Genomic DNA, 20,136 nt, shown 5'->3' with positions numbered 1-20,136 from the left:
CGTCACGGAGGTCGATGACCCGGCCGGCGAGTCACGGCGGCCAGCGCCGAACTACTGATCAACCATGCCCCGCTGCGCCTCGTCACCGCCTGACCGGCGATGACAAGGGCGCGGCGCGTCGAGGCCTTACAGCGTCGCCGACTCCGGATCGCTGCCGTCGTCGCGCTGCAGTCCGTACTTGCGCAGCTTTTCGACCAGCGTCGTGCGCCGGGTGTTGAGCAGCTTGGCGGCGTGGGCGACGACGCCGGACGACTGCGCCAGCGCCTGCTTGATCAGCGCCAGTTCGATGGTTTCGATGTGATCCTTGAGGTTCACGCCATCCGGCGGCAGCTGGGCGGCGCCGGCCGGGAAATACGCCGTCGACGCCGCAGCCAGCGGCGGCAGGCTGGAGACCGCCGTGAAGCCGCCGGCCGATGCCAGCGAGGCCGACGACGCGGCGATGCTGCCGCTGCTGCTGGCGCGGCCGTTGACGACGATCGGCTGCAGGTCTTCCTCGGCCACGGCCGGTACCGACAGCGGCTGCGGCACTGGCGCCGGAATCGGGATGTTCTGGCGGTAGCGCGCCGGCAGTTCGGCAACGCCGACCACGGCGTGCGGATGCAGCACCGCCAGACGCTCGATCAGGTTCGACAACTCGCGGACATTGCCCGGCCAGTGGTAGGCGCGCAGCGCGTGCACGGCATCCGGCGACAGCCGCACCGAGCCGTGGCCGTTGCGGCGCATCGCGTCGATCAGGTCGTCGATCAGCAGCGGCAGGTCTTCGAGCCGCTCGCGCAGCGCCGGCATCTCGATCGGGAACACGTTCAGACGATAGAACAAGTCCTCGCGGAAGCTGCCCTTGACGATGTTGTCCTCGAGATTGCGGTGGGTGGCGGCGATGATCCGCACCTCGCAGCGCATGCTGCGATTGGAGCCGACCCGCTCGTAGGTGCGCTCCTGCAGCACGCGCAGGATCTTCACCTGCATCGGCAGGGTCATGTCGCCGATCTCGTCGAGGAACAGCGTGCCGCCGTCGGCCATCTCGAAACGGCCCTTGCGCGAGGTGATCGCGCCGGTGAACGCGCCCTTCTCGTGCCCGAACAGCTCCGATTCCAGCAGCTCGCTGGGAATGGCGCCGCAGTTGACGGCCACGAACGGCTTGTCGCGGCGATTGGATTGCTCGTGCACGGCACGGGCCACCACTTCCTTGCCGGTGCCCGATTCGCCGGTGACCAGCACGGTGGTGTCATGACCGGCCACCTGCTCGATCATCCGCCGCACCTTGCGGATCGGCGCGGAGTTGCCGGTCGGTCCGATCAGCCGGGTCGCCGCCGCTTCCTGGTCCATGCGGACCAGGCCGGCGCGGCGCAGCAGATCGTTCAGCTGCGCGTAGCGCACCGGCTGGTCGAGCGCGAAGCAGGCGCTGCGGTCGAGGCCGAACTGCTCGCACAGCGCTTCCTGGCGATTCGGCGACACCAGCAGCGGCGGATGGTGGCGATCGCGCTTGAGCCATTCAACGAAGCGGCTCAGCGCGGCGCCGTCGGCCTCCTGGCCGATGATCACGGCCAGCCATTCCTGCGGCCGGCGCTCGGCCAGCTTCAGCGCAGCGGCCGACGGCACGCAGACCGGAATGAAATCGATGAACTGCAGGATCGACGCCAGCGACGCGGCGTTCTGGTCGTCGCCGTCGATCACCAGCACGCGCGACTCAGCCATGCGCGCTGCCCTCCGCGTCGGCGTCGCCCTGCGACATGTTGGCGCGCACGTATTCGGCGATCCGGTGTTCGTAGTCGTGCTTGGAAATGAAGCCGTCGGCGCCAGCCTGCGCGGTGTGCTCGCGGTGTTCGGCGTCGTCGTAATGGCTGGCGATCAGGATGCGCGGCGGCGCGTCCTGGGCCTTGATCAGCCGGGTCGCCTGCAGGCCGCCCATGCCGGGCATCGACAGGTCCATCAGGATCAGGTCGGGCCGCAGTTCCTCGGCCAGCCGGACGGCGTCGTAGCCATCGTGCCCGAGGCCGACGACGCTGATTTCCGGCACCGAGGCCAGCAGGTGGCGGGCCAGCACCAGAAAGGCCTCGTTGTCGTCAACCAGGAGCGTTCGAACCGTATTCATCTTCCTCGTATCCCCGGCCCGCGCTGGCGGGCTGCATGCGCCTTGCGGCGACGATGGCTTCATCCCGCCATTCTGACGGCAACCCGCGCCGCGTTGAGCTTGCGTTCCTTGGCCGGTGCAATTTTCATGGCTTCGCGGTACTTGGCAATGGTCCGGCGGGCGATCCGCACCCCGTTGCGGGCCAGGATCGCGGCGATCGCGCCGTCGCAGAGCGGCGCGCCGGCCTTCTCGCCGTCGACGATGCGACGGATCATCGCCCGCACCGCGATGCCCGAGGTGTCGGCCTCGGTGCCCTGGATCTGGCTCGGGAAGAACGCCTTCATCGGGTACACGCCCCAGGGCGTGGCGACGAACTTGCTGGAGGTGACGCGGCAGACGGTGGATTCGTGCATGGCGATCGCGTCGGCAACTTCGCGCAGGGTCAGCGGCAGCATGCCTTCCTCGCCGCGCTTCAGGAATTCGCGCTGCCGCTCGAACACCACGCGGGCGGTCTTGAGCAGCGTCTCGTGGCGCATCTCCAGGCCGCGCACCAGCCAGCGCGCCTGCTGCAGCTGGTCCTTCATGCCTTTGTGGCTGGCAGCGTTGGCGCTCATCATCCGTTCGTACTGGCCGTTGATGCGCAGCTTCGGCAGGTTCACCGGGTTCAGCTCGACCTTCCAGGCGCCAGCGACGCCGCTGACGATCAGATCCGGCACCACGGCTTGGGCCGGCTCGATGCGCGAGGCGCCCGGCTTCGGGTCCAGCGTGCGGATCAGCTCCATCGCCGCGATCAGCTTCGCCTCGGTGGCACCCAGTTCGCTGCGCAGGTTGGCGAAATCGCGGGCCGCGACCCGTTCCAGATGGTCGGCAACCAGCGTTTCCGCGAGGTTCTTGCCCGGCGTGCCGGCCTTCACGGCTTCCAGCTGCAGCAGCAGGCATTCGCGCAGATCGCGGGCCGCGAAACCGGTCGGCTCCACGCCCTGCACGGTGCGCAGCGCCGCTTCGAGTTCGGCCATCGACACCTGCCACTCCGCCGGCAGCTGGCTGAGGAGGGTGTCCAGCGAGACTTCCAGGTAGCCGTTGTCGTCAACCACTTCGATGATGGCCACCGCCAGCTGCCATTCGCGCGGCGAGGTGATCACCAGTTCCAGCTGCTCCAGCGCGGCGACCCGGGTGTCCTCGATCGGCGCGGCGGCGCGACGCGCTTCCAGCGGCTCGCCATCTTCGCCCGGCTCGCCGCCGGACCAGGCTTCGGCGCTCGACCAGTCGTAGTCGGCGTCGACCCGCTCGATGGCGGCGGTGTCACAGCCGGACACCGGGGCTTCGGTGGAGTCGGCCGCCTGCGGCGCGGGGTCGGCCAGCTGCGGCGACGGTGCTTCGGCGCCGGCTGCGGTCGGGATCGCCGATTCGTCGCGCTCGAGCAGCACATTGCCTTCCAGGGCGGACTCGACCTCCTGCTCCAGCTCGATCGCCGACAGCTGGAGAAGTCGAATGGATTGAAGGAGTTGCGGCGTCAGTGCGACGTTCTGCGAAACACCCATCCGCGTCGTTGCTTTCATGTCTGCTCCCCTGTGCGCTGGCTTGCGCCTGATCTGGTGGAAGCATCTTTGTTGAACGGCCGAGTCCGCCCAATCCGTTTTTTCCTGACTGCTTGTCAGCAAAATCCTGACAAACGTCAAAAGCTGATCGGGGCACCCGCCACTGGTCCGGAAATTGCCCTCGCTGGTCGATGTACAGGATTTGGACAGGTTCGGAATCCGCGTCTGCGGCGACTGCGTCGGGCCGGTCGGCGACGGTCAAGGCCGGTCTGGGGCGGCCCGGGCGGCTCAGCGCGATCCGACGACGCCGGCGCGTCAGCCCTCCCGGTCAGGCCCCCTTCAGCCTTCAGCGCCTTCCAGGCCGGTGCGGATCGCGTAGCGCATCAGCGCATTGGTGCCATACAGGCCCAGCGCGTCCATCATCCGCGCCCGATGGGTTTCGACGGTCTTGGCGCTGATGCCCATCAGGTTGGCGATTTCCTTGGTCGACTTGCCGCGCGCGATCAGGCTCAGCACCTGCTGCTGGCGGCGCGGCAGGGTCACGCTGTCTTCGGCGCGGGCCGACTTGCGCGGGCCGACCACGCTGTGGGCGATGCCGGGGCTCAGGTAGATCTGCCGGCGCTCGGCGGCCTTCAACGCCAGTTCCAGTTCCACCGCCTCGCCCTGCTTGGACAGGTAGCCGACCGCGCCGGCCTTCAGCGCCGCCCGCACCTGCGAGCTTTCCGCGCGCGCCGACAGCACCATCGCCGAGGTCGCCGGGTAATGGCGGCGGATCTGCTGGATCGCGTCGATGCCGTTCAGGCTCGGCAGCTGCAGCTCCAGCAGCACCAGATCCGGCGACTGCCGCGCAACCAGTTCCAGCAGCTGCTGGCCGTCGCCGGTCTCGCCAACCACCTCGGTGCCGGCCAGCGTCTCGCAGAGACGGCGGATGCCGGCACGGACCAGCGGCTGTGGATCGGCGAGGACTAGGCGCATGGCGCGGCGGCAGGCAGACGGGCGAACGGTGCGCCGCAGTCTATCGCCAGCGCCGCCGGCTCAGCTGCCGCCGCGCCGGTGGCCGGCGATGGCGCGGCGATGGCGCAGGAAGACGTGGCGTTCCAGCGCCGTCTGCAGCGCGTCGCCGAACGGCGCGAAGCGGGCGTGGCGTTCCTCGCCGTCGACATGGCTGATCCGCGCCGGCCAGATGAACGGCTGCGGCACGCTGCGATGCAGCTGCAGGCTCAGCAGGCCGGCCTCGCCCGCCGCCTGCGGGCCGACGAACACCGCGCCCTGCCAGGACAGCCGCACCCGGCCGGCCGGCGGCGCGGCCGCCTGCTGGGCGATCAGGAAGCCGAGCAGGTCGATCACCAGGTTGAGCTTCTGGTTCAGCCGGCCGATCTCGGCGTCGAGCGCAGCGGCTTCGTCCGGCACCAGGCTGCTGCGGCTTTCGTCGAGCACCGCCACGGCGGCCAGCACCCGCAGGTTGTCGTCGTTGTACTGCTCGCGGCGCAGGCCGCCGATTGCCTCCGCCAGCGGCGTCCAGTGCAGCGGCAGCGCCGCCTCGTAGCTCGGCGCGCCGATCAGCGCAGTGGCGTGGATGTCAGGTGCAGTCATGGCAGCGGCGACCGATGGCGGGACGACACGGGCTGCCGTGCAAGCGGCAGGCCCGTCGCCGGTGCCGGATGGCTGGCGCCCGCGATCGGTGGACGTCAGTGGCGCCGCGCGGTGGCTGGCATCGCGTCCCAGCCGCCCTTGATCTCGCGCAGCAGGGCGATCACTTCGTCGAGGCCGGCCGGGTCGTCGGCCAGGTTGGCGGCTGGCAGCCGGCCCAGCATGTAGTCGTAGAGCCGGGCCAGATTGGCTGCCAGTTCGCCGCCGGCCTTCAGGTCGAGGACCAGCCGCAGGTGCTCGATGATCGACATCGCCGCGCGCAGGTCGTGGTGCTTGGCTTCTCGCTCCTTGCGCAGCATCGCGCCGCGGGCGAAAGCTAGGCGGTCGATGGCGCCGCCGAGCAGCATGGCGATCAGCTTGACCGGATCGGTCTCGACGGTTGCCGCGGCAACGCCGGTCTGCCGGTACTGGTTCATCGCCGAATTCATGTAATGGGCCATGTCGCGCTCCGTGTCTCGATTGCCTTCCTTAACGGCGGCGGCGCCGGAATCTTGAGACGGAAGCGCGAAAAAACCGTGATCTTTCAGCGCTGTCGCGGCGGCTTCAGCCGAGCTTGGCGAGCTGCTGGCTGAGGTAGGTGCTGGTGCTGTTGAGCTTCGACATCAGCGTGTCCAGCGCGGTGAACTGGGCGCGGGTCCGCGCCTCGTAGGCGGTCATCCGGGTATCCACCGCCTGCTGCTGGCGCGCCAGGTCCTTGACCCGGGCGTTGAGGCCGTCGGTCTTGGCCTTGATCTGGCCGTCGTCGGCGAGCAGCGTCTTGGCCAGCGCATCGAGTCTGGTGGCAATGCCGTCGTCGGCGGCGAACAGCCGCTGCACCGCCGAGAAATCGGTGCTGACCGCCTTGCTGAACTTGGCGGTATCGGAAATCAGGGTGCCGTCGCTGGAGGTCTTGATGCCGAGCGCCGACAGCGTCTTGTAGTCGCCGGCCGAAGCCGTGGTGCCGCCGATCACGTTGCGCAGCGCCTGGGTCGCCGACAGCACGGTGGCATCGCCCAGCAGCACGCCGGCGGTCTGCGCGGTGGCGTCGTACTTGGTCTGGGTGCCGATGAACTTGACCAGGTTGTTGTACGCGTTGACGAAGGTCGCCACCGCCGTCTCTGACGCCTTCTGGTCCAGCGACACGGTCAGCGCCGTGCTGGTGCCCGGCTCGGCCTTGACCAGGTTCAGGGTCAGGCCGTCGACCGCCGTGGTCACCGTGTTGGAGCTGCTGGTGGTCTGGAAGCCGTCGACCTTGACCACCGCGTCGGCGGCCGCCTGCGACACCGTGGTGTTGAACAGCGTGGTCGACACGCTGACCGCATTGGCGGTGCCGGTGGAACGGCTGGTCAGCAGCAGGCGGGCGCCGCCGGAGTCGGACACGATCGCAGCACCGACGCCCTTGTTGTCGCTGGCCGCGTTGATCTTGTCGCGCAGGTCGGCCAGCGTGTTGGCGCCATCGGCCAGATTGACGGTGAACGAACTGGCGCCGACCGAAATGGTCACGTCGCCATTGCCGACCGTCGAGCCGCTGGACGCGTACAGATCGCTGGCGCGCTTGGACGCGGCCGCCAGCGAGACCACTTCGACCGAATAGTTGCCGGCCACCGCCTTGTTCTCGGCGCTCGCCGTGTAATAGGTGGTGTTGGCGGGTGTCGCGCTCAGCTTGCCGAGGCCGCTCGGCGTGCCGCTGGTGCCCGGCAGCAGCGCCTTGGCGGCGGTCTGCAGGCTGGCCAGCAGCGAACGGAAATTGCCGAGCGCCGAAATCGTCGTGTTGGCCTTGGTGGTGGCGATCGACAGGCGCTGGTCGGCCGGGCCGCGTTCGGCGGCAACCAGCTGGGACACGATGCTGGCGACGTCGAGCCCGGACCCGACGCCGGCGGAAGTGATGGCGGCCATGGAAATTCTCTTGCGATACGGAAAATCAGGCGACGCGTTCGATCAGCGTGCCCAGCGCCTTGTCGAGCGCCTTGGCCACGCGCAGCGCTTCCTCGGTGGGCATCTGGCGCAGCACCTTGCCGTCGGCAGCGTCGACGATCGACACCACCACACGGCCGCTGTCGTCATCGACGCTGAAGCGCAGGTCGGTGCGCGCGTCGCGGAAGCGCTGGTTGAGATCATCGACCGCCTGGGCCAGCTGCACCGGTTCGGCGGCAACCTCGGTAGCAGCCAGCACGGCCGGCTGTTCGACGACCGGCGCGCTGACCGGCACGCCGCCTCCCGGCACGGCAGCGGAAACGCCAAAACGATCCACGGCCACGGTGGCCTGGATCGCGCTGACGGCGGAACTGGATGGCACGGACATGGACAAGTCCTCGGTGATAAAGCCCGGTGCCCGTGCCGCAGTCCCCGATCAGGCCTGCGACACGGACACCTGGCCCCGCCCTACTCGTTGCGACTCAGCGCAGCAGGCTCAGCACGTTCTGCGGTGCCGAGTTGGCCTGCGACAGGATCGCGGTACCGGCCTGCTGCAGGATCTGGCCGCGCGTCATCGCGGCGGTTTCCTTGGCGAAGTCGGCGTCCTGGATGCGGCTGCGCGATGCCGACATGTTCTCGGAGGTCGATGCGATGTTCGACACCACCGAGCTGAAGCGATTCTGGATGGCACCCAGCGTGGCGCGCGCCGAGTTGACCTGGCCGAGGGCCGAGTCGATCTGCTTGATCGCCAGCGAGGCGCCGGCATAGCTCGACAGATCGAGCGCGGTCAGGCCGGTGGTGGTCGACGCGGTGCCGGTGACGCCGGTGGCGCCATCGAAGCCGGTGGCAGTGCCGTCATCGGTGCCGCCGACGGTGATGTTCGACTCCGAGCTCAGCACGATCTTGCCGGTGGAGGCGTCGAACGCCGCGTTGACGCCGGTGGTGGTCGAGCTGTTGTTGATCGCATCGACGACCTGGCCGACGCGCTGCTGCGAGGTGCCCGCCGCGCCGATCTGGGTGGAGATGTCGGTGCCGTTGATGGTCAGTGTGCCGGCCGCCAGCGCGCCGAGCGAGCTGATGCCGCTGACGGCGCTGGACTGCGCGCTGGCCGAGGTCACCGAACCGAGCGCGGCGACGTTGGCGTCGACCAGCGAGCTGACGGTGATCGTTTCGCCGGCGTTGGCGCCGACCTGGAACACCGCCGAGGTGAAGCTGCCGTCGATCAGCGCGACGCCGTTGAACTTGGTCTGGTTCGACACCCGGTCGACTTCCGACAGCAGCTGCGAGGCTTCGGTCTGCAGCGCGGCGCGGTCGGTGGCGCTGTTCGAGGCGTTGGCCGACTGCACCGCGAGTTCGCGGATGCGCTGCAGGTTGTTGGTGACTTCGCCGAGCGCGCCTTCCGCCGTCTGGGCCAGCGAGATGCCGTCATTGGCATTGCGCGAGGCGACGTCGAGGCCGCGGATCTGCGCGGTGAAGCGCTCCGAGATCGCGAGGCCGGCGGCGTCGTCCTTGGCGCTGTTGATGCGCAGGCCCGAGGACAGGCGCTGCAGCGAGGTGCTCATGCTGCTCTGCGACGACGACAGATTGCGCTGCGCGTTCAGAGACGCCACGTTGGTGTTGATGATTGCAGCCATGGTCAATTCTCCTAAGTAGGTGGCTCTCGGCAGGCTTCGTGACCGTGTCGAGGGGACGGCGGTGCGGCCAGTGACGTGCTTCGACTTGCTTCGTTCCGGCGGTGTCTGCCGTTGAGGGGCTTAGCGGTCCGGCCCGGCAAAACTTGATGGCCGGGGTCGGCATCGGGACGAGCGGTCATCAGCGGCCGAAGAACGGTGCATCGGCGGCTTTCCTGGGCCCTGGCACCGATTTCGGCGCGATTCGTGCTTGCATGACTTCATCGGCGCGACGTATTGTTCGCGCCGTTCGGGGCCTTCTTCTGCATCGCCCCGCCATTGCCGCAGCACTGCACTTACCGACGCCATGTCCGCACGTTCACGCCATTCGATGCACCCCACGCACCAGGCCACCGGCCCGGCTTGCGCGTGGACGAATGCCGTCGTCAATCCAGGTGTCGTCGTTGTCGTGCTGCCGCTGCTGTCCATCGTCAAAACCCGCGTCATCGACTGATCGTCCAGAACATCGGAGATCGGTCACCCGGTCTCCCCAAGGCTTGCGAATGCCCCCGGGAGTGCAGCTCCCGGGGGCTTTTTCGTGATGGGCATTCGCGCTGCCAACACCTTGCGGACCTCGCGTCATGACCCTCGAAGCCCTGTTGCTCCGCTGCACCCGCCTGCTGGGCCTGAAGACCATCACCATCGGCGACGGCCAGCGCGGCCTGCTGTATCGCGATCGCCGCGCGGTCCGGGTGTTGATGCCGGGCGTCACCCGGCTGATCGGCCATCACGCGCCGCTGGACCTGCGGCTGTGCCGTGTCGACGCCAGCCCGCTGTACGCCGGGGCAGACGCCGAGCAGCTGATCGAAGCGGCCGAACCGGCCGTCCTTGAGGCCTTCACGCTGATCGAGGCCGGCGCCGACGAGGTGCTGCTGCTGACCGTCGACGGCCGGCTCGTCGAGGTACTGCCGCCGCGCGGTCGTCGCCTGTGCTGGAAGCGCGCCACCACGCCCGTCGTGCAGCGGCTGGCGCTGTGCGATGCCTTGCAGGTGCCGGCCGGCCTGCTGGCCGAACTGCAGGCGATCGGCCGTCTCGACGCACGGGTCAGCTGCTTCGAGGTTCCCGACGGCGCCACCGGGCGGGTGTTCGCCGATGGCCGGCTGATCGGCGAACTCGGCCCGGGCCGGCACGGCTACTGGCGCAGCGCCCGCAAGCTCGGCTTCCGCGTCGTCGGCGCCCGCCGTCCGCAGGCCGAACGGCCAGTGACGGCGGCCCAGCGCCAGGCGGCTTGAGGAGCATCTTCACGCAACAGAAATGCCATCTTGTACCTAATGTTTAGATTCTTATTCCATAAACAGCTATCGGTCTTTATTCCCACGCCTTATTTGGTCATTCGTTCTGACGTCACGGGCTTTCATAATCAGGCCGACCCCGAACGCCAGGAATGCCTGTGTCCCGACGCCTACCGTGCCCCGTCATTGCCATCGTCGGCGCCGGCTTCAGCGGCACGATGGCGGCCACCCACCTGCTTCGCGAAGCCCGTTCGCCGCTGCGGGTGGTGCTGATCGAGCGCGCCGAAACGGCCGGCGCCGGCATCGCCTATCGGGAGCAGTCGGACCGGCACCTGCTGAACGTGCGCGCGGAGGGCATGAGCGCGTTCCCGGACCAGCCGGGCCACTTCCTGCGCTGGCTCGCCGACTATCGCGGCGACGAGGCGCTGGTCAATCCGGCGGCGTTTCTGCCGCGCCGGCTCTATGGCCACTACCTGCGTGACGTGCTGGCCACCGCCGCCGATCAGGCGCCGCGCGACGTGCGGCTCGACATCGTCCAGGACGAGGTCTGCGGCCTCGCCGCCGGCCCGTCGAAGCTGACGCTGCGGCTGGCGTCCGGCGCCGTCATCGAGGCCGATCGCCTGGTGCTGGCGATCGGCAACCCCGGTCCGGCCGACCCGCCGGTCGACGACCGGCGCTTCTATGCCTCACCGATGTACCAGAGCCACGCCTGGTCGATGCAGGGCCTGATCTCGCTGCGCCGGGACGATGCCGTGCTGCTGGTCGGCTCCGGCCTGACGACGCTGGACTGGATCGCCTCGCTGGCCGAACGTGGCCATCGCGGCGCCATCCACGTGGTGTCGCGGCGCGGCCTGCTGCCCCGGCCGCACCAGAGCGCCGCGCGCCACCTGCTCGGCTTCGATCCGGCGGCGGCGCCGCCATCGGTGCGGGCGCTGATGCGGCTGATCCGCCATGAGGTCGCCGCCGTCACCGCCGCTGGCGGCGACTGGCGTTCGGTGATGGATGCGCTGCGCCCGCACGGCCAGACGCTCTGGCAGCGGCTGCCGCGCGCCGAGCAGCAGCGTTTCCTGCGCCATGCCCGCACCTGGTGGGACATCCACCGTCATCGCGCCGCGCCGCGCAATCTCGACACCGTGCAGCGGCTGATCGACCGGGGCCAGCTGGAGCTGATGGCCGCCCGGCCGGTGACCTTCGTCGAGCACGGCGACCACGTCGACGTGCACCTGCGGCCGCGCGGCCGCACCGGCACGGTGATCCGCAGCGTGCAGCGGGTGGTCAACTGCACCGGACCGGACAGCAACTACCGCCGGCTGAACCATCCGCTGCTGAACACGCTGCGCGAACAGGGGCTGGCGCGGGTCGACGACCTCGGGCTCGGACTCGACACCGATGCCGGCGGCCGGCTGCTGCAGCAGGACGGCCAGCCGTCGACGCAGCTCTACACCCTGGGCCCGCCGCGCAAGGGCGCGCTCTGGGAAACCACCGCCGTGCCGGAAATCCGCCAGCAGGCGCAGGCACTTGCGCGTGATCTGCTGGCTTCGCTCGAACCGCTCCACCGCGATGCCGGCGAGCTGCGCGGCGTGCTGTCCGGACGGCTGGCGACGGCGCTCTGAGCGGCGGATCGGGCGCTTCGACACCACGACGGACGGCCTGCCGTCCTTATTCTGTTACGCATATAAAAAGCATTTTATATTTCTTTAAATACTAAATAGCGCCCCGTAACCTCTCGCTCCGTTAAGCCTTTGGCCTTCAAGGAGTGAGTGATGGTGATCCACGCGATCAACAGCAGAAACCAGATTCCCGGCCGCATCGTCGAGATCGTGCTCGGCCCTGTGGTTTCGGAAGTCGATGTCGAAACCGAGTCCGGCATCGTCACCTCGATCGTCACCACGCGGTCGATCAAGAGCCTGAACCTGCAGGTCGGCTCGGAAGTGCTGGCCGTGTTCAAGGCCACCGAAGTGATGCTGGCCAAGATCTGAAGCCGGCCAGCCGCGCGCCGCGTCCACGCCCCGATTCCCGCTCCCCATGTGCCTGATCATCCACCAGCCGATCGGTGCGACCACGCCGGTCGCGCTGCTGGAATCCGCTGCCGAATACAACCCGGACGGCTTCGGTTTCATGGGTTTCGATGCCCACGGCAAGCCGCGCATCGAACGCAGCGGCATCGCCGACGTGGCACTGGCCAGCCGGCTGGCCGAGCAGTTCGCTGGCCGCAACTGCGCGTTCCACTTCCGGCGCCGCACGCGCGGCTCCTCGCATGCCGAGAACCTGCATCCGTTCAAGCTCGCCCACGGGCTGTACCTGATGCACAACGGCACCGCGCGGGTCGAGATCCGGCAGGCCGGGCGTTCCGACACCTGGCATCTGGTCAACGACTATCTCGGGCCGTTCCTGGCAAACCGCCGGCGGCTGATCTACGACCGCGACTTCCGCCACATCCTCGATGCCTGGCTGGGGCCGCAGAACCGGATCGTGTTCCTCGACGAGGCCGAGGGCCGCATCGAGCTGCTGCACCGCGCCGACGGCCTGGAATGGAACGGCCTGTGGCTCAGCAATGCCCGCTGGGTCGATCGCCGGCTGCTGTCGCTGGAAGGTCACGACGGCGTCTACCGCGCCACCGAAGCCTCGTTCTGCTGACGCGCGCCGCCGGCGCGCGATCCGGCGGACCTCAACATCAAAAAGGGACATGCAGTCATGAAACTGCGTCAGCTTCACTACGTGATGGAAATCTCCAAGCGCGGCCTCAGCGTCACCGCCGCGGCGGAGGCGCTGTTCACGTCGCAACCGGGCGTTTCCAAGCAGGTGCGCCTGCTCGAGGAAGAACTCGGCGTCGACATCTTCGTGCGCAACGGCAAGCACATCTCCGAGATCACGCCGGCCGGCAAGCGCATCCTCGAATACACGCGCCGGCTGCTGCTGGAAGCCGACAACATCCGCAACATCGCGTCCGAATTCCGCACTGCCGACCGCGGCGATCTCAGCGTCGCCACCACCCACACCCAGGCGCGCTACGCGCTGCCGCCGGTGATCGGCGGCTTCCGCAAGGCCTGGCCGTCGGTGGCGCTGCACCTGCATCAGGGCAGCCCGCCGCAGATCGCCAAGCAGGCGGTCGAGGGCGCCGCCGATTTCGCCATCGCCACCGAGGCGCTCGAACACTTCGACGACCTGGTGATGCTGCCCTGCTACCACTGGAACCGCAGCATCCTGGTGCCGCCGGACCACCCGCTGGCGCGCCAGTTCAGCGACCGGCCGCAGGCGCTGACCCTGGCCGAGATCGCCGCCTATCCGGTGATCACCTACACCTTCGGCTTCACCGGCCGCTCGAAGCTCGACCAGGCGTTCGCCGCGCAGGGCCTGCGGCCCGACGTGGTGCTGACCGCCGTCGATGCTGACGTCATCAAGACCTATGTGCGGCTGGGCTTGGGCATTGGCATCGTCGCCTCAATGTCGCATGACGAAACGCTGGACAGCGACCTGGTCAGCCTGCCTGTCGACCACCTGTTCGAACAGAGCACCACCCACATCGGCTTCCGCCAGGGAATGTTCCTGCGCGGCTTCATGTTCGATTTCATCCAGCGCTTCGCGCCGCACCTGACGCGCGAGGTCGTCGAGACCGTCGCCGCGATCCAGGACCCCGAACAACGCCGCCGCCTGGTGGCTGAACGCTTCCCGACCCTGCAGAAACGCTGATCCCCGCCTGCCGATGAAAACCCTCCGTACGCTTGTTTCCGCCGCCGCACTCGGCGGCCTCACCTCGCCCTGGGGCAGCGCCGCGCTGGCCCAGGACGGCGTCACCACAGCCGACGACACTGCTACCACCGCTGCCGCCAGCGCCGAAGCGGCACCGGCGGCTGAATCGCCGGCAGTACCGGACGTGACCCGGATCGAGGAGATCGTCGTCACCGCCACCCGCCGCGACGGCTACATCGACGACATCCCGACCTCGATCAGCGCCTATGGCGGCGAAGATCTGAAGGCGGTCGGCGTCCGCGACACCCGCGAACTGTCGAAGCTGGTGGCTGGCTTCACTGCGGCTGATTCCGGCTTCAACACGCCGATCTACACCTTGCGCGGCGTCGGCTTCGCCGATTCCAGCTTCGCCAACCAGTCGACGGTCGGCGTCTATCTCGATGAAGTGGCGCTGCCCTATCCGGTGATGACCAAGGGTCCAAACCTCGACCTGCGCCGGGTCGAAGTGCTGAAGGGACCGCAGGGCACGCTGTACGGCCGCAACTCCACCGGCGGCACCATCAACTACATCGCCAACAAGCCGACCCGGAAGTTCACCGCCGGGCTCGAAGCCACCGGCGGCAGCTATGGCCGCTTCGACACCGAAGGCTTCGTCAGCGGCCCGCTCGGCGATTCGGTGCGGGTGCGACTGGCCGGCAGCTTGAGCGAATCGCAAATCGGCTGGCAGCGCAGCAACACGCGGCCCGACGATCGCCTCGGCAAGGTGTCCAAGCGCGCCGCGCGCGGCATCGTCGACTGGGACGTGATCGAGGACGTCACCGTGCGGCTGGCGGTATCCGGCTGGCTCGACAAGAGCGAGCCGCAGGCGCCGTACGCGGTCGACATCCGGCCGCAGAACCCGCTGCTGCCCGGCAACGCGGCGATCTCGCCACGGCTGCGCGACTACCCGTTCATAGCCAATAACAACAACAATAAGATCGGTGACTGGAACCCGGACGGCGGCTTCGGCCTGAACGACAACTTCTGGAACGCCACGCTGAAGCCGCAGTGGCAGATCAACGAGGACTACCGGCTGATCGGCCTGTTCGCGTTCTCGCAGGTGCGCAGCGATGGCTCGGCGCTGCCGCAGGGCGGTACCGATCTGGAGAACATCGACCAGTTCCTGACCGGCAACATCCGCAGCACGTCCGGCGAGATCCGCCTCGAAGGCACGCTCAGCGACCGCGCGAACTTCATCGTCGGCGTCAATGCCAACTACGACGAGTACGGCATCGTCAGCGAGGGCCGTGCCTCCGACAACAGCCTGAACTTCCCGCTGTTCGGCTCGACGCCGCCGCTGTTCACGCCGCTGGTGCTGAACCGGGGCTCGGCGCGCGGTGACGGCCAGACCCGCTCCAACGGCGTGTTCGCCGACGCCAACTGGACGTTCGTCGATCACCTGACGCTGACCGCCGGCATCCGCTACTCGCGCGAAACCCAGAGCTACCAGGGCTGCACCTACGAGAACGTCGACAACGACTCGATCCTGCCGCTGTCGGCGCTGTTCACCTTTGCCAGCATCGCCCGCGGCGGCAACTCGGTGGTGGCGCCGGGCGAGTGCGGCAGCGTCGACGCCAACGGCAACACCGGCCTGGTGGCCGGCCAGCTGAAGCAGGACAACCTCGCCTACCGCAGCGTGCTGAGCTGGACGCCGGCCGAAGACCTGCTGTTCTACGGCTCGTACACGCGCGGCTACAAGTCCGGCGGCTTCCCGACCGTGTTCTCGGTCGACCAGGCCAGCCTGGCGCCGGTGGTGCAGGAACGGCTTGACGCCTACGAGGTCGGCGCCAAGATCGGCCTGTTCGGCAACCGCGTGCAAATCAACAGCGCCGCCTTCCAGTACGAGTACAAGGACAAGCAGCTGCTGACCTACTTCTCCGACCCGATCTTCGGCAACCTGCAGTATCTGCAGAACGTGCCGAAGTCCCGCGTGCAGGGCGGCGAGATCACCGCCACCTGGCTGCCGGTGCGCAATCTCTACATCACCGCGCTCGGCTCCTATGTGCGCACCAAGGTCATCGAGTTCGTCGGCCTGACCGCGACCGGCGACGACTTCAACTTCGCCGGCCGGCCGTTCAACTACGCGCCGCGCCTGCAGGCCAGCCTGCTGGCGAACTACACGTTCACCATCGACAACGCGCTGAACGTGTCGCCGGGCGTCACCTGGAGCCACACCGGCGCCACCAACTCGACGCTCGAAGGCGACCCGTTCTTCACGCTCAACGAGCACCAGATCCTCGACGTGCGGCTGGCCTTCTCGGCACCCGGCCAGCGCTGGCAGGTGACGGCCTTCGCCCGCAACCTGACCAACGAGTTCTACCGGGCCTCGGTGGTCAATCTCGGCGACACCGCCTTCGCTTACGCCGGCCAGCCGCGCATCGTCGGCGTGACCGTGAGCTACGACATCCGTTGAAGCCGACGTGCCGCTGCGGCGCCCCGACCTGACATCGGTGGCCGCCCGTATGCGCCGGGCGGGCCACCGATGCCTTTCATGCCGGCTGCCGGACGATCGGCCGCCGAAGCAGGTCCAATAGGCATCGGACGCAAGCCGCGTCCGCTGATCCTTCTCCGATGTATGCCCCCGAAGCTGAACCGCGTGCAGGCGCTGGTCCTGGCGCTGGCACTGGTTGCGACCACCGCCGCCGCTGCTGCCCGCAAGCCCTCGAAGCCGGCCCGGCCGGCCAAGCCGCCGGTGCTGCGCTGTGACGTCAAGATCAACCAGCCGGCCGCCTCGGTGGTCCTCAACCGCACCATCGCGCCGCCTTCGGTCTGCGTGAAGGGCTGCGACGCCCGGCTGGTCGGCGTGCGCAAGGAACAAGGCCAGATCGCCGCGCTGGCGATCTACAGCGGCCGGCGCTGCCGGCCCGCCGACGGCAGCACCACCGCGTCGCCGGCCGAGGCGCCAGACGCCAAGCCGAAGGCCGCGCCCAAGCGCGCGCCGAAACCGAAAGCCCCGGTGACAGCCAAGGCCAGCCCGAACGTCGAAGCACAGCGCAGCTCCGCCACGCTGCCGCCATCCCAGCCGCCATCCAAACCACCGGCCCGACCGCAGACTCAGGCCCAAGCCCCAGCCCCATCCCAAGCGCGATCCCAGACTCCATCTCCGTCCCAGACGGGCAAGCCGGCGGTGACAGGCCACCCCGTGGCCCCTGCTGCTGCGGGGAGTGCCGGCGGCGTACCGGGTGGCGCGGGGACCGTTGGACTCGCGCCGTCCCCTACGCCAGGCGCAGCCGTTGCCCGCACGGGCAAGGCCGCCACCGCTGCACCCGTCACACCGGCCCGGGCCGCTGCCGAGCCGGCGCCGTCGGCAAGCCGGCCGAAGACGGCGATGACGCCAGCGCCATCGGCGGCGCCGAAGGCTGCCACGGCGGCGCCTGCCGCAAGACCATCACCGGCTGCCGCTGCACCGACGCCGTCCTCCGCGCCATCGCCAGCCCGCCGGCCGAAAGCCGCCGGCGCAGTGGACAGGCCGACGCCAGCCGGCACGGCCGCGAAGCCCTTGGCATCCCCAATGGAAAAGCCGGCTGCGCAGGGCGCGCCGGTCAAGCGACCGCCAGCACCCGCCCCGGCACCGGCGACAGCGTCGCCGGCCGGGCCGGTTCAGCGATAGCGGCTGAGCAGGGCCGCGCCTTCGGTGACCAGGCGGTCGCCGTCGGCTAGCGCCAGCACTGCCGGCTGCAGGTCCGCCGGGCGGCAGGACGGCAGGTGGCGCCGCTCGAAACGCTCGTCGCCGCGCTGCAGCCAGACTTCCGCCGCGCCGTTGCGGCCGACGCAGGCGCCGGCGGGCAGCGCCAGCGCATGGCCCGCCGGGCGGACCGCCAGCGCCACGTCGACCACCTGACCGGCCAGCAGCCGGGACTGGCCGGCGGGCACGTCGAAGCGCAGCCGCCAGCCGCTGCCATCGGCCAGCGGCTCTTCGCCGCGCGGCAGCAGCAGGCTGCCGTCGCCGAGCCGCGCCGCCGCGATGCGCGCACCGAGCCCGGCCTGCTGATGAACGGCGCTCAGCTGCAGCGCATCGCTGTCGGACAGCCGCAGCACCGCCGCGCCGGCGTCCACCACGGTGCCGGGCGCGGCCACCACGCCCAGCACCCGGCCGGCGTGCGGCGCCTTCAGCGCGATGCGGTCGTCCAGGCTCTGCGCGAGCAGATCGCGGTTGCGGCGCATCGCGTCGCGTTCGGCGAGGTACTTCTCGACCCAGATATTGCCGCTGGCGACACCGCCGGCATCGGTGTTGACGGCGCTCTGCAACTGCTGGCGCTCGACGTTGACGTCCGCGATCGCCAACTCGGCGTCCAGCTTCGCCAGCCGCGCCCGCCGCTCGGCCCGCTGCGGCTGGCTGAGCTGCGGCTGCAGCCAGGCCAGCAGCTGGCCGGCGCGGACCTGCTGGCCCGGCAGCGGCCAGCTGCCGCCTTCCGGGGCATCGAGCCGGCCGCGTTCGATCGCCACCACCGCCAGCGCGGCGTCCGGCTGCGGCTGCACCTCGGCGGCCAGATGCTGCACCGGCAGCGTCTGGGCCGCCGGCGACCACGGCTGGCTGCGCAGCTTCAGGCGCTGCTGCAGTTCGCGGCCGACGTACAGGCTGCCGTCGGCCAGCCAGACCGGCCGCTGCAGCACGGCTGCGGCGTCGGCCGCCGGCGCGCCGGCATCGGGATCGCGATGGACCTCGCCGTCGTGGGCGGCGGCGGCGGTGATGACGGCCGCTGTCAGCGTTGCCGACCAGGCTGCCGCCAGTGCCCGCCGCCGCGGGTGGCCGTGCCGGCTCATCGGCCCGGCTCCGGCGCCGCTGGCCACTGCACGCGCAGCCGCTGGTTGACCACCCAGTCCGGCGGCGCCTGCTGCGGCGCGTAGAGGCTCACATGGACGCGCTGGGCCTGGTCGAAACCGCTGCCGATGCGGGCCAGCGGCAGCTCCCGGCCATCACCGAGCACGGCGACGGCGGTCTGCGGCGCGACGAAGCGGTCGTCGGCCACCTTCAGCTCGACGGCCAGCGCCTCGCCGTCGGACTGGATCGCGAACAGCGACTCGCCGGCGGCCAGCTGGCGGCTGGCATCGACGTCGCTGCGCAGCACCCGGCCGCTGCGCGGCGCGCGGATCTCGACGGTGCCATCCAGGCTGTTCTCGAACTGCGCCCGCCGCTCCTTCGCGGCGGTGTAGTCGGTGAGGATCTGCAAGGTCTGGGTCGGCAGGCTGATGTCGAAGCGCTGGGCTTCGGTGATGCCGTAGCGGTCGATCTGCAGCGCGCCGAGCGCCGTGTCGCGGCGTGCCTCGACCAGCTGCGCCTCGAGATCGCGGCGCAGCACCTGCGGCGTCGCCGGCCGCAGGCGGCCGAGCAGCTCGCCGGCCTGCACCGTCTGGCCGGCCCGCTTGAAGCCGCCGGCCGGCGCTTCGAGCACCCCGGCTTCCGGCGCGGCGACCAGCACCGAGCGACGGACATCGGCGATCACCCGCGCCGGCCGGCTGATGCGGGGCGTCACGGCGGCGGCCGCCGGCAATGCCGCCGGCAGGACGGCCGGCGCAGCGGGCGCCGGCTCGGCGCGCTCGTGGCCTTCATGGGCCGGCACCGCTGCCGCTGCGGCCAGCAGCAGCGCGCCGAGCCCGACGCGCGATCGCAGCTTCATCTTCGGCCGATCAGGAACCGCCGGGCGCGGCCGGCGCGCCGCTGGCCGAAACCGGCGTCGGTTCCGGGCTGCCATCGCCCTTGCCGTCCGGATCGAGCAGTTTGACGATCGGTTCGATGCCCTTGACCTTGGTGATGCGCAGCGGCGTCCAGCCCGCCTTCGAGGCGATGCGCCGATCGGCGCCGCGTTCGAGCAGCAGCTTGACCTGCTTTTCGTGACCGGTGGCCGCAGCGAAGTACAGCGCCGTGATGCCGCGATCGTTCTGCGCGTTGACGTTGGCGCCGGCGTCGAGCAGCACCTTCAGGATGTCGGTCTGGTCGGAGAAGAAGGTCGCGAAATGCAGCGGCGACCAGCCGGCCTTGTCGACCAGATCAAGCTTGGCGCCGCGCGCCAGCACGGCGCTGACGGCCGGCAGCGAGTTCTGGCTGACGGCCGCGATCAGCGGCGTCTGGTCCAGCGAATCGCGGCTGTTGACGTCGACGCCGGCATCCAGCATCCGCTTCAGCGCGGCCAGGTCGCCGATCCGCGCGAAGTGGGTGGTCAGGTCGACGCGGTCTTCCGGCGACAGCGTCGCCGGATCGAGCGAATCGAGGGTCGGCGGTACGTCCTTTGACGGATCGGCGACGGCGGCAGCGGCCGCCACTTCCGGCTTGGCGGCCGGCTGCGCGCAGCCAGCCAGCAGCAGCGCCGCCGCGATCGCGGCAGCCGTCGTGTTCAGGGAATTGCGGGTCATCG

At 69.5% G+C, this 20,136-nt stretch carries 20 protein-coding genes; 8 read left to right on the top strand and 12 right to left on the bottom strand.

Going from position 1 to position 20,136, the window contains the following annotated elements; translation table 11 throughout:
• Positions 1-126 precede the first annotated feature (126 nt).
• The 9 genes from ACTIGJ_RS03255 to ACTIGJ_RS03215 all read right to left on the bottom strand — a co-directional run bounded on the left by ACTIGJ_RS03255 (position 127) and on the right by ACTIGJ_RS03215 (position 8,786).
• The gene (locus tag ACTIGJ_RS03255) at positions 127-1,695 is read right to left on the bottom strand and encodes a sigma-54 dependent transcriptional regulator (protein WP_439638847.1); all 1,569 of its coding nucleotides are present in this window, start codon (positions 1,693-1,695) and stop codon (positions 127-129) included.
• Positions 1,688-2,092: a response regulator gene (locus ACTIGJ_RS03250; RefSeq protein WP_439638846.1), complete on the bottom strand. Its 405-nt coding sequence runs from the start codon at positions 2,090-2,092 to the stop codon at positions 1,688-1,690. Before ACTIGJ_RS03250 ends, ACTIGJ_RS03255 begins: the two co-directional genes overlap by 8 nt.
• A gap of 59 nt (positions 2,093-2,151) precedes the next feature.
• The gene (gene rpoN / locus ACTIGJ_RS03245) at positions 2,152-3,630 is read right to left on the bottom strand and encodes an RNA polymerase factor sigma-54 (RefSeq protein ID WP_439638845.1); all 1,479 of its coding nucleotides are present in this window, start codon (positions 3,628-3,630) and stop codon (positions 2,152-2,154) included.
• A 318-nt stretch (positions 3,631-3,948) separates the two neighbouring features.
• Positions 3,949-4,584, bottom strand: coding sequence for a response regulator (locus ACTIGJ_RS03240; RefSeq protein ID WP_439638844.1), 636 nt, complete (start codon positions 4,582-4,584; stop codon positions 3,949-3,951).
• Between the two features lie 60 nt (positions 4,585-4,644).
• The gene (locus ACTIGJ_RS03235) at positions 4,645-5,202 is read right to left on the bottom strand and encodes a PilZ domain-containing protein (protein WP_439638843.1); all 558 of its coding nucleotides are present in this window, start codon (positions 5,200-5,202) and stop codon (positions 4,645-4,647) included.
• A gap of 95 nt (positions 5,203-5,297) precedes the next feature.
• A complete protein-coding gene (gene fliS / locus ACTIGJ_RS03230; RefSeq protein ID WP_439638842.1) occupies positions 5,298-5,699 on the bottom strand; it encodes a flagellar export chaperone FliS in 402 nt (133 codons plus the stop codon).
• A gap of 103 nt (positions 5,700-5,802) precedes the next feature.
• On the bottom strand, positions 5,803-7,134 hold the full coding sequence (fliD, locus tag ACTIGJ_RS03225) for a flagellar filament capping protein FliD (RefSeq protein ID WP_439638841.1): 1,332 nt from the start codon (positions 7,132-7,134) through the stop codon (positions 5,803-5,805).
• A 25-nt stretch (positions 7,135-7,159) separates the two neighbouring features.
• Positions 7,160-7,540, bottom strand: a complete 381-nt coding sequence (locus ACTIGJ_RS03220; protein ID WP_439638840.1) for a flagellar protein FlaG — start codon at positions 7,538-7,540, stop codon at positions 7,160-7,162.
• 94 nt (positions 7,541-7,634) lie between these two features.
• Entirely contained in the window at positions 7,635-8,786 is a 1,152-nt protein-coding gene (locus ACTIGJ_RS03215) for a flagellin (protein ID WP_439638839.1), read from the bottom strand.
• Between the two features lie 343 nt (positions 8,787-9,129).
• On the opposite strand from ACTIGJ_RS03215, the gene ACTIGJ_RS03210 reads away from it, so the two are divergent.
• The 8 genes from ACTIGJ_RS03210 (at position 9,130) to ACTIGJ_RS03175 (ending at position 17,393) form a co-directional block, all read left to right on the top strand.
• Positions 9,130-9,276: a hypothetical protein gene (locus tag ACTIGJ_RS03210; protein WP_439638838.1), complete on the top strand. Its 147-nt coding sequence runs from the start codon at positions 9,130-9,132 to the stop codon at positions 9,274-9,276.
• Positions 9,277-9,403: 127 nt separating this feature from the next.
• Entirely contained in the window at positions 9,404-10,054 is a 651-nt protein-coding gene (locus ACTIGJ_RS03205; RefSeq protein ID WP_439638837.1) for a hypothetical protein, read from the top strand.
• Between the two features lie 158 nt (positions 10,055-10,212).
• A complete protein-coding gene (locus tag ACTIGJ_RS03200) occupies positions 10,213-11,667 on the top strand; it encodes an FAD/NAD(P)-binding protein (protein WP_439638836.1) in 1,455 nt (484 codons plus the stop codon).
• A 150-nt stretch (positions 11,668-11,817) separates the two neighbouring features.
• A complete protein-coding gene (locus ACTIGJ_RS03195; RefSeq protein ID WP_439638835.1) occupies positions 11,818-12,033 on the top strand; it encodes a TOBE domain-containing protein in 216 nt (71 codons plus the stop codon).
• Positions 12,034-12,079: 46 nt separating this feature from the next.
• Positions 12,080-12,691 carry a hypothetical protein gene (locus tag ACTIGJ_RS03190; RefSeq protein WP_439638834.1) on the top strand — a complete coding sequence of 204 codons (612 nt, stop codon included), beginning with the start codon at positions 12,080-12,082 and terminating at the stop codon, positions 12,689-12,691.
• Between the two features lie 57 nt (positions 12,692-12,748).
• Positions 12,749-13,744 (top strand): HTH-type transcriptional regulator CysB, encoded by a 996-nt coding sequence (gene cysB / locus ACTIGJ_RS03185; protein ID WP_439638833.1) that lies wholly within the window; start codon positions 12,749-12,751, stop codon positions 13,742-13,744.
• 13 nt (positions 13,745-13,757) lie between these two features.
• Entirely contained in the window at positions 13,758-16,196 is a 2,439-nt protein-coding gene (locus ACTIGJ_RS03180) for a TonB-dependent receptor (RefSeq protein ID WP_439638832.1), read from the top strand.
• 162 nt (positions 16,197-16,358) lie between these two features.
• Positions 16,359-17,393: a hypothetical protein gene (locus ACTIGJ_RS03175; RefSeq protein WP_439638831.1), complete on the top strand. Its 1,035-nt coding sequence runs from the start codon at positions 16,359-16,361 to the stop codon at positions 17,391-17,393.
• Here ACTIGJ_RS03175 and ACTIGJ_RS03170 read toward each other — a convergent pair.
• From ACTIGJ_RS03170 to ACTIGJ_RS03160, 3 genes are read right to left on the bottom strand one after another with little or no spacing between them, the layout of a single operon-like run.
• Positions 17,384-18,547: an efflux RND transporter periplasmic adaptor subunit gene (locus tag ACTIGJ_RS03170; RefSeq protein WP_439638830.1), complete on the bottom strand. Its 1,164-nt coding sequence runs from the start codon at positions 18,545-18,547 to the stop codon at positions 17,384-17,386. The two genes, ACTIGJ_RS03175 and ACTIGJ_RS03170, sit on opposite strands and share 10 nt — an antisense overlap.
• On the bottom strand, positions 18,544-19,401 hold the full coding sequence (locus ACTIGJ_RS03165) for an HlyD family efflux transporter periplasmic adaptor subunit (protein ID WP_439638829.1): 858 nt from the start codon (positions 19,399-19,401) through the stop codon (positions 18,544-18,546). Before ACTIGJ_RS03165 ends, ACTIGJ_RS03170 begins: the two co-directional genes overlap by 4 nt.
• Positions 19,402-19,411: 10 nt before the next feature.
• On the bottom strand, positions 19,412-20,134 hold the full coding sequence (locus ACTIGJ_RS03160; RefSeq protein WP_439638828.1) for an ankyrin repeat domain-containing protein: 723 nt from the start codon (positions 20,132-20,134) through the stop codon (positions 19,412-19,414).
• Positions 20,135-20,136 lie beyond the last annotated feature (2 nt).

Source organism: Nevskia sp., from assembly GCF_051860985.1.
Taxonomy (GTDB): domain Bacteria; phylum Pseudomonadota; class Gammaproteobacteria; order Nevskiales; family Nevskiaceae; genus Nevskia.
This window is presented reverse-complemented; position numbering and strand designations above follow the sequence as displayed.